12 protein-coding genes are annotated in these 13,346 nt (G+C 65.8%); all 12 read right to left on the bottom strand.

All coding sequences use genetic code 11. The features are described from left to right. Nucleotides 1–402 carry a type II toxin-antitoxin system MqsA family antitoxin gene (locus FK527_RS08490; RefSeq protein ID WP_144732397.1) on the bottom strand — a complete coding sequence of 134 codons (402 nt, stop codon included), beginning with the start codon at nt 400–402 and terminating at the stop codon, nt 1–3. A gap of 2 nt (nt 403–404) precedes the next feature. After that, the gene (locus FK527_RS08485; protein WP_144732393.1) at nt 405–707 is read right to left on the bottom strand and encodes a type II toxin-antitoxin system MqsR family toxin; all 303 of its coding nucleotides are present in this window, start codon (nt 705–707) and stop codon (nt 405–407) included. 52 nt (nt 708–759) lie between these two features. Then, nucleotides 760–2,202: an exodeoxyribonuclease I gene (gene sbcB / locus FK527_RS08480; protein WP_144732390.1), complete on the bottom strand. Its 1,443-nt coding sequence runs from the start codon at nt 2,200–2,202 to the stop codon at nt 760–762. 103 nt (nt 2,203–2,305) lie between these two features. Next, nucleotides 2,306–4,855, bottom strand: a complete 2,550-nt coding sequence (locus FK527_RS08475; RefSeq protein WP_144732387.1) for a bifunctional diguanylate cyclase/phosphodiesterase — start codon at nt 4,853–4,855, stop codon at nt 2,306–2,308. A gap of 104 nt (nt 4,856–4,959) precedes the next feature. Then, on the bottom strand, nt 4,960–5,742 hold the full coding sequence (locus FK527_RS08470) for a pyridoxine 5'-phosphate synthase (protein WP_144732384.1): 783 nt from the start codon (nt 5,740–5,742) through the stop codon (nt 4,960–4,962). Between the two features lie 75 nt (nt 5,743–5,817). Continuing rightward, complete coding sequence (gene recO / locus FK527_RS08465; protein ID WP_144732381.1) at nt 5,818–6,585, bottom strand: DNA repair protein RecO; 768 nt, start codon at nt 6,583–6,585, stop codon at nt 5,818–5,820. Nucleotides 6,586–6,650: 65 nt separating this feature from the next. Then, the gene (era, locus tag FK527_RS08460) at nt 6,651–7,685 is read right to left on the bottom strand and encodes a GTPase Era (protein WP_144732378.1); all 1,035 of its coding nucleotides are present in this window, start codon (nt 7,683–7,685) and stop codon (nt 6,651–6,653) included. A 131-nt stretch (nt 7,686–7,816) separates the two neighbouring features. Beyond that, entirely contained in the window at nt 7,817–8,500 is a 684-nt protein-coding gene (gene rnc / locus FK527_RS08455; protein WP_144732483.1) for a ribonuclease III, read from the bottom strand. Nucleotides 8,501–8,502: 2 nt separating this feature from the next. After that, nucleotides 8,503–8,871, bottom strand: coding sequence for a DUF4845 domain-containing protein (locus FK527_RS08450; RefSeq protein ID WP_144732375.1), 369 nt, complete (start codon nt 8,869–8,871; stop codon nt 8,503–8,505). A gap of 34 nt (nt 8,872–8,905) precedes the next feature. After that, complete coding sequence (gene lepB / locus FK527_RS08445; RefSeq protein ID WP_144732373.1) at nt 8,906–9,880, bottom strand: signal peptidase I; 975 nt, start codon at nt 9,878–9,880, stop codon at nt 8,906–8,908. Continuing rightward, on the bottom strand, nt 9,880–11,688 hold the full coding sequence (lepA, locus tag FK527_RS08440) for a translation elongation factor 4 (protein WP_144732371.1): 1,809 nt from the start codon (nt 11,686–11,688) through the stop codon (nt 9,880–9,882). Before lepA ends, lepB begins: the two co-directional genes overlap by 1 nt. A gap of 158 nt (nt 11,689–11,846) precedes the next feature. Further along, nucleotides 11,847–13,316 (bottom strand): DegQ family serine endoprotease, encoded by a 1,470-nt coding sequence (locus FK527_RS08435; RefSeq protein ID WP_144732368.1) that lies wholly within the window; start codon nt 13,314–13,316, stop codon nt 11,847–11,849. Between the last annotated feature and the right edge of the window lie 30 nt (nt 13,317–13,346).

Genomic DNA, 13,346 nt, shown 5'->3' with positions numbered 1-13,346 from the left:
TCAGGAGGCTCTGACTTCGCTGAGCAACTCAGGATGTCGATCGAGCAATTTGAGCAGTTTAACAAGTGACAGTGGCGGCTTTGTTCTACCATTTTCGTAGCGCGAAAAGGCATTCACGCCACCGCCGAAAAGTTCCGCAGCCTGCCGCTGGTCGAGGTCGAGCTTGCGGCGCACCTTGGCGATGTAGTCGGGATCAATGTAGGCAGCATTCACCTGGCGTTGAAACAGACCCAGCAATTCGCTGTAGCGATCGCCGTGCTCGCGATCCAACACGACCTCACCGCAAGCAGGACAGAAGTAGCCTGTCACCGCCGGAATCGTGGTGGTTTCGCCCTTGTAGGTGTAGGGCATGTCGCGCGTGTCGTAAATCAGCTCCGCCGCGCCGCAGCATGGACATTTCATGGTCATAGCTCCTTGAAAGACACGATCAACACATCGTCGACGACCGTCAACTTCAGGTACACCCCATCGCCGTTTGCCGTCGTGGCGTGGTACACGTCTTGCCATACCGTGTGATCGGCATGGGTTGTCATGCTCTTATAGAAGTCCGCAGGCGTAAGTGCCAACACAATGGCGCACATCCCAGCCAGATCGTTGATGCCAAGCTCACGTGCTCCCTGGTAGGCACTGGCCGTCGCCTTGACCTTGCCAGCCTCGACCAGGACTTTGACGATGGACAATTTGCAGTGCGGGGTACCTTTCTCCATGTTCGATTTTAACCTTTTGGATTAATTTACCAACTAGGTGAACGGCGGAGTTTCACTGCTCCGGCACGATCTGCTCGGCCCAATCGTACAAAGCGCCAAGGATCTCCTCGCCGCGTGCGTCGGCGGTTTCCGAGAGGGTGTCGATCGCGCTGAAGAACTGCTCCACGGTGCGCGCGCCGCCCGCGCCGTGGAGCAGGCGCGCAGCGCGGTGCGCGTCCCAGCGCTGCACCTCGGCGGGCGTGAGCGTTTCGGGGAAGTTGCGCGCGCGGTAGCGCCACACGAGCTCGGGCAGGCGCGGGTCGTCGAAGCGTGGGTGCGCGGCGGCCAGTTGCGCGCCGTTCAGGTGGCGCAGCTGCTCCAGGCGGCGCCGGTCGGCCGTGCCCACGAAGCCGCCGTACAAGTCCTGCTCCACGTCGGGCGCGGGCTCGGCGGGGCGCGCGAACACCTCGGGCCAGATCGCGCTCATGTCGGGCAGCGCGCGTGCATGCTGCGCATGGGCCAGCGCCTGCGTCAGGTCTATGCCCCAGCGCTCGGCGAGCTCGGGCCGCAGGGTTTTGAGCTTGCCGACCACCATGGGCGATTTGTTCAGGTGCACGGTCTTGATCGGCAGGCGCGCGACGCCTTCTGGCAGTGCATCGGCGCGGGTAAAGAGGCGCGTGCGGATCGCCTCGGCGTTCAGGTCGGCCAATTCGCGCGGGTCGTGCGCCAGGTCCCAGGCGATCAGCTCGTTCTTGTTCACGGGGTGGCTCGCGAGCGGCCACATGACGGCCAGGCAGCCGCGCTCGGCCGGAAACATGCCCGAGACGTGCAAAAAGGGGCGCGCCGTGGCCGGACTCAGCGGCAGCCCCAGCTCGGCCAATACGCGCTCTTTTTTGTGCAGGGCCAGGCAAAAATCGAACAGGCGCGGCTGGCGCGCACGCACCAGGCGCGCGAGCGCGATCGTCGCGCGCACGTCCGAGAGCGCGTCGTGCGCGGCCTCGTGCGCGAGGCCGTTGGCCTGCGTCAGGTGCTCAAGCCTAAAGCTCGGCTGCCCGTCGCCGTTGCGCGGCCACACGATGCCTTCGGGACGCAGCGCGTAGGCCATGCGCACCACGTCGAGCAAGTCCCAGCGCCCGCACTGGTTTTGCCACTCGCGCGCATAGGGGTCGATCAGGTTGCGCCAGAACAGAAAGCGCGTGACCTCGTCGTCGAAGCGGATGCTGTTGTAGCCCACGCCTATGGTGCCGGGCTGCGCGAGCTCGCCCTCGATGCGTGCGGCGAACTGGTATTCGCGCAGGCCGCGCTGCAGGCACTGCTGCGGCGTGATGCTGGTGATCAGGCAGGCCTGCGGATCGGGCAGGTAGTCGTTCGTGGGCTGGCAGTACCACATCAGCGGCGCGCCGATTTCGTTGAGCTCGGCGTCGGTGCGCAGCGCCGCGAACTGCGCGGGCCGGTCGCGCCGCGGGTCGGTGCCAAAGGTTTCGTAGTCGTGCCAGAGGAAGCTATGGGGAGACATGCGAGAGAGCTCGTACAAAGTCGCGCCCGACGGCGCAGCAAAATCTGATGGTTCTTGCCACTTTACGCAGTATCCTCCTGCGTAAGAAGCTATTCTTTTGATATCACAAGTCGATCAGCACCTGGCCGCTCGCCTGGCGCGCCAGCAAGGCTTCGAACTCGGCCTGCGGTAGCGGGCGCGCGAGCAGATAGCCCTGCGCCATGTCGCAGCCCAGCGTGCGCAAAGCCGCGAGTTGCGCGGGCGTCTCCACGCCTTCGGCAATGGTTTGCAGGCCCAGGCCCGCAGCCACGTCGATGATGGCGCGCACCACGGCAAGACCGCGCGGCGCTTCGATGTGGCTCACGAAGGAATGATCGATCTTGAGGCAGTGCACCTGCAGGCGCTGCAGGTAGCTGAACGAGGAATAGCCGGTGCCAAAGTCGTCCAGGGACAGGTGCACCCCCGCGGCCGCCAGCTGCTGCACCGTGGCAATGGCTTTTTCGGGCTCCTGCATGGCGATGCTTTCGGTAAGTTCGAGCTCCAGCGCCTGCGCGGGCACGCCGACGCGCGCCAGGGCCTGCTGCACCACGGCGAGCAAGTCGGGCTGGCGGAACTGCATGAGCGAGAGGTTGACTGCCAGCGTCAGCTCCCCGTGGCCCGCGTCGCGCCAGCGGCGCAATTGCGCGAGCGCCGTGTCGAGCACCCATTGCCCGATCGCAATGATCTGCCCGCTGGCCTCGGCCACGGGGATGAACTCGGCCGGGCTCACCCGGCCCAGCTCGGGGTGCGTCCAGCGCAGCAGCGCCTCGGCCCCCACGAGGCGCCCGTCCTGCAGGCGCCACTGCGGCTGAAAGTGCAGCGAAAGCTGCCCTTGCGCAATCGCCGTGCGCAAGGCATTTTCGATGCGCAGCACGTGCGCCGACGCGGTCTGCATTTCGGGCGAGAAAAAGCAGTAGTGGTCGCGCCCCAGCGCCTTGGCCTTGTCCATGGCAGCCTCGGCACGCTGCATCAGCGTTTGCATGTCCTGCCCGTCTTCGGGGTACATGGCAATGCCGATCGACGAGGTGACCACGAGCGCCTGCCCTGCAATCTGGCTGGACTTGCGCAACTCGGCCAGCAGCGCTTCGGCCCGTTGCGCGGCCTCCTGCGCATTCGTCAGCGGCAGCGCCACAAAAAACTCATCCCCGCCGTAGCGCGCCACGGTGTCTTCAGGCCGCATCTGCGCCTGCAGGCGCCGTGCGATGTCGATCAGCAGGGCGTCGCCCGCATCAGTGCCGAGCGAATCGTTCACGGTCTTGAAACGATCGAGGTCCACGTGCAGCAGGGCCAGGTGCGCATGGCTGCGTTGTGACAGCGCCAGCGCCTGAACGAAACGCGACCCAAACATGCTGCGGTTGGGCAGGCCCGTGAGCACGTCGAAATTCGCCAGATGCCGGATGCGCTCTTCATTGCGCCGGCGCTCTTCCAGCGCCTGCACGCGCGCCGTGATGTCGCGCGAGAGCAGCACGAAGCGCGGCTCCTCCCAGTCATCCGTCTGCACCCGCGCCACCGAAATCTCGAACCAGTGTTCGCCGTCGGCCAGCTGAAGCGTGAACTGGTGTCCCTCGCTGCGGCCACGGGCGTGCGCCTCGTCCAAGGCGGCATGCACTGTCGCTGCGGCCGGCGGCGGTAGCACCTCGTCCACCTTGCGCTCGAGTATTTCGCTGACGGGCACAGCCAGCAATTCCTCACGCTGCCGCGGGGCGCGCAGATAGCGTCCGTCGCGGGTGAGCTCGAACAGCAGGTCTGGGATGGCGTCGAGCACGGTCTGCAATTTTTGCTCCGACTGCGCGAGCGCCCGGTATGGCGCCTCTATGGTGCCCTGAAAAATCGCACGGTACAGATACAAATAGCCCAGCACCTTGTAAACATGGCCCAGCAGATTGAACTGGTCGGAGGCGCTCACGTAGCGCGTGAAAAACACCTCGCCCAGGGCCATGATGCCCACGGCCGCGAAGAGCGCGGGCGCGTCGAAGGCCGTGGGCCCGCGCATGCGCCACAGCAGCACGCCCAGCGTGAGCAGGTGCAGCGCCACGACGCCGTACTCGGCCATGATCTTGAAGTCCGTGAGTCCCGCGGGTGGCGCGTACACCAGTGGCAAAGCATCGGAAAAGAAAATCACCAACGTGTGCACAAAGGCCACGCCTGCGAGCACCAGGGCCAGCGAACCCCAGCGCTGCGCTTTCGGCATGGCCCCAGGCTGCAGCGCGCGCCAGGGAATGAGCACGGCCGCCAGCAACACCGCCGCCGCCAGGTAGCGCGCCGGCAGCCAGAACAAAATTCCTTTGGCCACTGAATTGGGCGTGACGTAATCGGGCATGCCCTGGTACGACAGCGTGTGTGCTGCGTCCAGCAGCGCCACCCCCAGGAACCCGCAGGCGAGCAGCAGCACATTGCGCTGGACGTTCATGCGGCAGGCGTTCCAGCCCACAGCAAACACCAGCGCAGCGATCACGATGGCCAGACCTTCGAGCAGTGAGTGCAGCACCAGATGCCACGGCAAATGCTTGAGCGTCGGCGCCGACAAGTACCACAGTGCCAGCAGCCACAACAGCGCCAGCGCGGCCAGCACCGCTAACGCACGGCGCAGGCCCTTGCGATGTTGGGGGTGGAGTTTCCAGCTGGGAAAAGACATTTCGGAAGGGCGCTGCCAGAACAGGAGCACAGCACGGTGCATCTTAGCGGCAAAGCGTCACGGGATTTATGCAAAAAAGCGCCCAAACACGACCCGCCGCCGGGTCAATCTTCGCCGTCGTGCGCGTACGCCGCATCTATGCAGCGCAGATAGGCCTGCACCGTGGCGCTGTAACCCAGTTCGAGCGCGTCGGCGATCAGCGCGTGGCCTATGGAGACTTCGGCCACGCCGGGGACGGCGCGCACAAAGTCGCTGAGGTTGTCGCGGTTCAGATCGTGGCCCGCGTTCACCTGTAGCCCGGCGGCGTGCGCGGCCTCGGCGGCGGCGCGGTAGCGCGCGAGCTGCTGCGCGCGCGCGGCGGGGTCGGGCCAGGCGGCGGCGTAGGGTTCGGTGTAGAGCTCGACGCGGTCGGCGCCCACGGCGCGCGCTGCGGCCATGGCTTCGGGAATCGGGTCCATGAACAGGCTCACGCGCACGCCCAGGGTGCGGCATTCGGCCACCAGGGGCGCGAGCCGCGCAGCGTCCTGCGGCAGGTTCCAGCCGTGGTCGCTGGTGAACTGGTCTTCGCTGTCGGGCACGAAGGTGGCCTGGTCGGGGCGCACGCTGCGGATGAAGCCCATCAGGTTTTGCGTGGGGTTGCCCTCGATGTTGAATTCGCGCCCCGGCCAGGCGCGCAGCAGCGCCGCGAGCTCGTCCACGTCGTGCGCGCGGATGTGGCGCCCGTCGGGACGCGGGTGCACGGTGATGCCGTGCGCCCCGGCCTGCAGGCACAGCTGCGCCGCGCGCGTGACGCTGGGGATGCCCAGGTGGCGCGTGTTGCGCAGCAGGGCGATTTTGTTGACGTTGACCGACAAGGCGGTGCGCTGCGGTGCGGTGGCAGAAGACATGAAAAGCCAGTCGAGGGAGCGAAAAAGGATGGACGAAAAAGCGAAGGACGGAAACGGTGACTACGCCCGGAGCGCTCACAGCGCCTGCAAGTCGCGCAACAGCTGGCGCGTGCGCAGGGGCGGCTGGCCGCAATGGTATTGCAGCAGCGTGCGCAGCTGGATTTTGAGCTCGCCCGCCAAGTCACCGCAGGCACGCAAGATGGCAGCGAAGCGCGCGGACTGGGTGGGCTCGTCGAGCGCGCGCTGCAGCGCCAGCCACTGCGCACCCGCGAGGCTCGCGCGCTCGCCCTCCCCCGCCACGCGCAGGCCGCCTTCGGGCACCAGGGCGTAGCGCTCGTCCCGCTGCAGCGGCTGCAGCGTGAGCGTCTGCGCGTCCAGGCTGGGCAGCAGGCCGATCTCGCGCAGCAGCAGCAGTTCGAAGCTGCGCAGCACGGGTTCGAGCGCCTCGCCGCGTACGGTGGCAAGCACGGCCACCGTGCCCGCGTAGGCGTCGAACAGCGCCGGGTGCGGGTCGGCGCGCGCGAGCAGGCGCAGCAGCAGCTCGTTGAGGTACAAGCCCGCGAGCAGCGCGTCGCCCGTGGGCATCACATGCCCGCCCTGCCATTCGGCACCCTTGAGCGTGTGCAAGTCGGCATCGGCGCTGGCCGCGCCGGTGTAGCTGAGCTGCAGCGGCTGCAGCGGCAGCAGCACGGGACGGAAGTTGGAGCTGGGCTTTTTGGCGCCCTTGGCCACCAGCGCCACGCGGCCCTGGTGGCGGCAAAAGGCTTCGACGATCAGGCTCGATTCGCTCCAGGCGTAGCTGTGCAGCACGAAGGCCGGCTCATGGCTGATGCGCGTGACCACGAAGGGGGCTCAGAAGGGGAAAACGACGAAAAAGCCGCGGGAAAGCCCCGAACGCCCGCGGCCGCTCACTCGTAGCCGAACGCACGCACGCGCGCCTCGTCGTCGGCCCAGCCCGAGCGCACCTTGACCCAGAGTTCGAGGAACACCTTGGCGCCCATGAGCTTTTCGAGTTCCTGGCGCGCCTCGGTGCCTATGCGCTTGAGGCGCTCGCCCTTTTCGCCGATGACCATGGCTTTGTGGCTCTCGCGCTCGACGACGATGGTCGCGGCGATGCGCAGCATGCGCGCGTGCTGGCGGCTTTGCTCCTCGTCGAACTTGTCGATGAGCACGGTGGAGGTGTAGGGCAGCTCGTCGCCCGTGAAGCGAAACAGCTTTTCGCGCACGATCTCGCCCGCAAGGAACTTCTCGCTGCGGTCGGTGAGCTCGTCTTCGCCGTACCACCAGGGCTGTTCGGGCAGGTAGCGCGCGCAGATGCCGAGCAGGCGCTCGATCTCGGCCTTGTTCTTGGCCGACATGGGCACGAATTCGGCAAAAGGGTGGCGCTCTTGCATGCTGCGCAGCCAGGGCGCGATCTCGGCGCGGCGGTGCACCAGATCGAGCTTGTTGGCCACGAGCAGCACGGGAATGCCGGGCTGCAGCAGCGACAGCACCTTGGCGTCAGCCAGCGTGAAGTTGCCCGCCTCGACCACGAACAGGATCAGATCGACTTCACCAATCGCGCCGAGCACGGTCTTGTTGAGCGACTTGTTCAGCGCCGTGGCGTGGCGCGTCTGAAAGCCCGGCGTATCGACGAACACGAACTGTGTGCCGCCACCCTGCCCGTCCGCCACCGTGCGTATGCCCGTGATGCGGTGGCGCGTGGTCTGCGCCTTGCGGCTGGTGATGCTGACCTTCTGGCCCACGAGTGCGTTGAGCAGCGTGGATTTACCCACGTTGGGCTTGCCGACGATGGCGATCAGGCCGCAGCGCTGGCGGCCTGGGGTGGCGCCGCTCTCCAGATTCAGTGCCGCGCCCGGCGCTTCGTGGTGGCCTGCATCTTGCGCGGCGGGCGCAGGCTCGTGCGCACTCTGCGCATTGCCGTGCAGCGCGGCGGCGAGCATGGCGTCGAGTTCTGCCGGGGTTTGCGCTGAGGCAGTTGCGGCGGCCTCCGCCGGCGCCGATTTTTTGGAGTCTTTTAGGCCGCTAGTGCCCGTGCCATCAGCGTGAGCAGCTATTTTTGATGAAGCATCTTTCATGGATTTTTCGCTTTCAGCGTCTGCAACATGGCCGCCGCGGCGGCCTGCTCGGCGGCGCGGCGCGAAGTGCCGCTGCCGCGCGCACGCAGGCCCAGCGCCGCAATGCTGCATTCCACCTCGAAGCTCTGGCGGTGCGCGGCGCCCACCGTGGCCACCACTTCGTAGAGCGGCAGTCTCATTTTGCGGCCCTGCAGCCACTCCTGCAAGGCCGTCTTGGGGTCTTTGGCAGCCGCCTGCATCTGCGGCGTGATCTCCACGCCCTCGTACAGCCGCTGCACCAGCGCTTGCGCACGCTCGTAGCCGGCGTCGAGGTACACGGCGCCTATCAGCGCCTCGAGCGCATCGGCCAGGATAGAAGGGCGCCGCAGCCCGCCGGACTTGAGCTCGCCCTCGCCCAGGCGCAGCACCTCGGGCAGGCGCAGGCGCAGCGCGATCTGGTGCAGCGTCTCCTGGCGCACGAGGTTGGCACGCACGCGCGAGAGGTCGCCCTCGGGCAGGCGCGCCAGGCGCTCGTACAGCAGGCTGGACACGGCCAGGTTGAGCACCGAGTCGCCCAGGAATTCGAGGCGCTCGTTGTGGTCGGCCGAAAAACTGCGGTGCGTGACCGCGCGCTGCAGCAGGCGCGGGTCGGCGAACACATGCTGCAGGCGCTGCTGCAGATCGGCCAGGGAAGCGTGCAGCGTCACTTTTCGCGCGTCGTCGCCTCGAAGCGATACACCAGGTACGCTGGCCCCGTGAGGTGGACTTCGCGCGAATACTTGAACGACACCTGCACCTTGTCATCGACTTTGGTGACCTCGAGGTCCGAGCCCTTGATGGCGTTGATGTCGTCGATCGCCGCGGCGCGATCGAACGCATCGCGCACCGCTTTCACTGTGGTTTCATTCTTGGCTTTCTCTATGGCTTTCTTGGCCGCGACGTATTCGAGAAAAATGGGCACCGACTGGCTGCCGATCGCAAATGCCGCAACGATGAACAGCACCAGAATAATCAAACCAAAAAAGGTGATTCCACGCTGGCGGTACGGGCGCTTGGCGCTATGCAATTTCATATATCTTCCCTCCATATCGATGGTTGCAAACCAGTCAGTCGAACGTGCCTATGCGCTTGAGGCTGCTGAAGTTCATCCAGATGAGGACGGCCTTGCCCACGATGTTCGCCTCGGGCACGAAGCCCCAGTAGCGCGAATCGAGCGAATTGTCGCGGTTGTCGCCCATCATGAAGTAATGCCCTGCCGGCACCTTGCAGACCACGCCCTCGATGCTGTAGCGGCAGTTGTCGCGGTAGGCGAACTGGCTCGCGCCCTGCACGAAGGCGGGCGCCTCGGGGCTGTTGAGCATGCGGTGCGGGCGCGCGCCCAGGTGTTCCTCGAACTGCGGGAAGTAGCGCATCGCATCCGCGTCGAAAAAATCGGGCAGCGGCGCAGTCTTGATGGGCTGGCCGTTGATGGTCAGGCGCTTGTTGAGGTACGCCACCTCGTCGCCGGGCACGCCGACCACGCGCTTGATGTAGGCCAGGCTGGGCTTGGGCGGATAGCGGAACACCATCACGTCGCCGCGCTGCGGCGCCGTGCCCTGCGTGAGGCGCGTGCGGACCACGGGCAGGCGCACGCCATAGGTGTATTTGTTCACGAGGATGAGGTCGCCCACGAGCAGCGTGGGAATCATCGAGCCCGAGGGAATCTTGAAGGGCTCGAACAGAAACGAGCGCAGCAGAAACACCACTGCGATGACCGGAAACAAGCCCGCCGTCCAGTCGAGCCACCAGGGCTGGCGCAGCAGCTTGCGCTGGGTTTCCTCGACGTCGAGGTCCACCTTTTCGATACCCAGGCGGTCGAGCTCGGCGCGGCGCTGCGCTGCCGTGCTGGCTACCGCCTGCGCGGCGCGGCGGCGGCGCGGCAGGAAGTAAAAGCGCTCGGCCAGCCAATATGCGGCCGTGACCACCGTGGCCAGAAAGAGCAGCAGTTCGAAGTCGCCCTCCAGGGCGCCAAAGTACCAGGCGCCCATGTAGCCGGCAAAGGCCGCGAGCACGAGAGCGGTGAGTGTTTGCATGAACGGCATCAGTCTTCCACCTGCAAAATGGCCAGGAAAGCCTCTTGGGGCACTTCAACCGATCCGATCTGTTTCATGCGTTTCTTGCCTGCTTTTTGTTTTTCGAGAAGTTTGCGCTTGCGCGTGATGTCACCGCCGTAGCATTTTGCCAGCACGTTCTTGCGCAGCGCCTTGACGGTTTCGCGCGCGATGATGTTCGAGCCTATGGCCGCCTGGATGGCCACGTCGAACTGCTGGCGGCTGATGATCTCGCGCATCTTGGCCACCACGGCGCGCCCGCGGTACTGCGCCTGCGAGCGGTGCACGATGATGGAGAGCGCATCGACGCGCTCGCCGTTGAGCAGGATATCGACCTTGACCACGTCCGAGGGGCGGTATTCCTTGAACTCGTAGTCCATGCTCGCGTAGCCGCGGCTCACGGATTTGAGCTTGTCGAAGAAGTCGAGCACGATCTCGCCCAGCGGCATCTCGTAGGTCAGCATGACCTGGCGGCCGTGGTAGGCCATGTTGATCTGCACGCCGCGCTTTTGGTTCGCCAGCGTCATCACCGGCCCCACATAGTCCTGCGGCATGTAAAGGTGCACGGTGACGATGGGCTCGCGGATTTCGCGGATCTGGCCTTGCTCGGGCATTTTCGAGGGGTTTTCGACCATGAGGACTTCGCCGTCGCCCCGCACCACCTGATAGACCACGCTGGGCGCGGTGGTGATGAGGTCCTGGTCGAACTCGCGCTCCAGGCGCTCCTGCACGATCTCCATGTGCAGCAGGCCCAGAAAACCGCAGCGAAAGCCAAAGCCCAGCGCCTGCGAAACCTCGGGCTCGTACTGCAGCGCGGCGTCGTTGAGCTGCAGCTTTTCGAGGGCGTCGCGCAGTGCGTCGTATTCGGAAGCCTCGGTCGGGTACAGGCCCGCAAACACCTGCGGCTTGACTTCTTTGAAGCCCGGCAGAGGCTGCTCGGCCGGGCCGGCGTTGTTGGGCAGCTTTTTTTCGAGCGTGATGGTGTCGCCCACGCGCGCGGCCTTGAGCTCCTTGATGCCCGCGATCACGTAGCCCACCTCGCCGGCCTTGAGCGCCTCGCGCGGCTGGTTCGCGGGCGTGAACACGCCCAGGCCGTTCGCCTCGTACACGGCACCCGTGGCCATGAGCTTGATGCGCTCGCCCTTTTTGAGCTCGCCATCGACCACGCGCACGAGCATCACCACGCCCACGTAGCTGTCGAACCAGCTGTCGATGATCATCGCGCGCAAGGGGCCCTGCGGGTTGCCACGCGGCGGCGGCACCTTGGCGATGATGGCCTCGAGAATCCCGTCGATGCCCATGCCGGTCTTGGCCGAGCACGGAATGGCCTCGGAGGCGTCTATGCCGATCACGTCTTCGATCTCTTCCTTGGCGCGTTCTGGGTCGGCCTGCGGCAAGTCCATCTTGTTGAGCACGGGCAGCACTTCCACGCCCAGATCGAGCGCGGTGTAGCAGTTGGCCACGGTCTGCGCCTCCACGCCCTGCGAGGCATCGACGACCAGCAGCGCGCCCTCGCAGGCCGAGAGCGAGCGGCTCACCTCGTAGGAAAAGTCCACGTGGCCGGGCGTGTCGATCAGGTTGAGCTGGTAGAGCTGCCCGTCGCGCGCCTGGTATTGCAGCGCGGCGGTCTGCGCCTTGATGGTGATGCCGCGCTCTTTTTCGATGTCCATCGAGTCGAGCACCTGCTCGCTCATCTCGCGCTCGGACAGGCCGCCGCAGCGCGCAATCAGCCGGTCCGCCAGCGTCGATTTGCCGTGGTCTATGTGCGCGATGATGGAAAAATTGCGAATGTGGTTCATCGAGAAATGCAAGAAAAAAGGCGCGTCCGGTGCGGCGCGCCCTGAACTGTCCCTTGTGCGCTGCGGCGTTACTGCAGCCGATGCGTCTTGGGGCGCTGCATTTTAGGCCAGCGCCCCCAATCACCCCAAGACGCCCCGCGGGCGTTCGCCCGCCGCCCTCACTTCGCTGGGCGGATCAAGGTGTATTGCACCCAATCGCCGCGGCGGAACAGCACGTTCAACGGTTTGCCCTTGTCGGCGCGCGCAAGCACGGCCTCGAAGTCCTTCACGCTCAGGACTTCGACGTTCGCCAGCGCGAGGATGATGTCACCCTCGCGCAGGCCCGCGCGCGCCGCGGGGCCCTCGGCCTGAGCCACGAGCACGCCGCCGCGCAGCTTGAGTTCTTTTTTCTGCGCTTCGGTCAGAGGCCGCACCGTGAGGCCCAGCTGCTGCGCCGCCGATGAGGGCTTGCCTTCGCGTTCGCTCGGCTGGGCCACGGACTCGTCGGGCTCGACCTCGGCCACGAGCACGGACAAGTCCTTGGTTTTGCCACGGCGGAACACTGTGATCGTGCTGCGCGTGCCCGGTTTGGTGCTGCCCACGAGGCGCGGCAGGTCGCTGACTTTTTCGATCACCTTGCCATCAAAGCGCGTGATGATGTCGCCCGGCTCCATACCGGCCTTGTCCGCGGGCGAGCCCGCTTCCACGCCCGTGACCAGCGCGCCCATGGGCTTGCCCAGGCCTATCGACTCGGCCACGTCCTTGGTCACTGGCCCGATCTGCACGCCTATGCGCCCGCGGATCACGCGCCCCGAGGTGCGCAGCTGCTCGCTCACGCGCATGGCCTCGTCGATCGGGATGGCGAACGAGATGCCCATGTAGCCGCCCGAGCGCGAGTAAATCTGGCTGTTGATGCCCACGACCTCGCCGCGCATGTTGATCAGCGGCCCGCCCGAATTGCCGGGGTTGATGGCCACGTCGGTCTGGATGAAAGGCACGTAGTCGCCCGTGTCGCGCTGCTTGGCGCTCACGATGCCTGCCGTGACCGAGTTTTCGAGCCCGAAGGGCGAGCCGATCGCGATCACCCACTCGCCGACCCTGAGGCGGTTCACGTCGCCAACCTTCACTGCGGGCAAGCCTGTGGCGTTGATCTTGACCAGCGCCACGTCGGTGCGCTTGTCGCTGCCGATGATCTTGGCCTTGAACTCGCGCTTGTCGGTGAGTGTGACGATGACTTCGTCCGCGCCCTCGACCACATGCGCGTTCGTCATCACGTAGCCGTCTGCACTCAGGATGAAGCCCGAGCCCAGACCCACGGGCTGCTCCTCCTGCGGCTGCGGGCGCTGCGGCTTTTGCTGGCGCGGCGCGTTCGGGATCGGAAAGCCGAAGCGGCGCAAAAACTCCAGCATGTCTTCATCCATGCCGTCCATGGCCATGTTCGACCCCGGCGACACCCGTTCCAAGGTGCGGATGTTGACCACCGACGGCCCCACCTGCTCGACCAGATCGGTGAAGTCCGGCAAGCCACGCGCTGCCGCCCCCGGCTGCGCCTGCGCCGTGCTCACCGGCACAAGCAAGCCGGCACCCGCGCCAGCGAACATGGCAACCAGGGCCAGAGCAGAAAACTTTTTCCAAAGCGCTGGGAACATCGTGAACCTTCTTTCTTGTGTCCTCGGTAA

Source organism: Extensimonas perlucida (genome assembly GCF_007655255.1).
GTDB lineage: Bacteria > Pseudomonadota > Gammaproteobacteria > Burkholderiales > Burkholderiaceae_C > Extensimonas > Extensimonas perlucida.
Note: the sequence above shows the minus strand (reverse complement) of the source record. Positions and strands in the feature narration are given on the sequence as shown.

Bases quoted from the DNA above. Each gene is read 5' to 3' on its own strand.
- FK527_RS08490 (WP_144732397.1), bottom strand. From the start codon at position 402: ATGAAATGTCCATGCTGCGGCGCGGCGGAGCTGATTTACGACACGCGC.
- FK527_RS08485 (WP_144732393.1), bottom strand. From the start codon at position 707: ATGGAGAAAGGTACCCCGCACTGCAAATTGTCCATCGTCAAAGTCCTG.
- sbcB (WP_144732390.1), bottom strand. From the start codon at position 2,202: ATGTCTCCCCATAGCTTCCTCTGGCACGACTACGAAACCTTTGGCACC.
- FK527_RS08475 (WP_144732387.1), bottom strand. From the start codon at position 4,855: ATGTCTTTTCCCAGCTGGAAACTCCACCCCCAACATCGCAAGGGCCTG.
- FK527_RS08470 (WP_144732384.1), bottom strand. From the start codon at position 5,742: ATGTCTTCTGCCACCGCACCGCAGCGCACCGCCTTGTCGGTCAACGTC.
- era (WP_144732378.1), bottom strand. From the start codon at position 7,685: ATGCTCGCCGCCGCGCTGCACGGCAATGCGCAGAGTGCGCACGAGCCT.
- FK527_RS08450 (WP_144732375.1), bottom strand. From the start codon at position 8,871: ATGAAATTGCATAGCGCCAAGCGCCCGTACCGCCAGCGTGGAATCACC.
- lepB (WP_144732373.1), bottom strand. From the start codon at position 9,880: ATGCCGTTCATGCAAACACTCACCGCTCTCGTGCTCGCGGCCTTTGCC.
- lepA (WP_144732371.1), bottom strand. From the start codon at position 11,688: ATGAACCACATTCGCAATTTTTCCATCATCGCGCACATAGACCACGGC.
- FK527_RS08435 (WP_144732368.1), bottom strand. From the start codon at position 13,316: ATGTTCCCAGCGCTTTGGAAAAAGTTTTCTGCTCTGGCCCTGGTTGCC.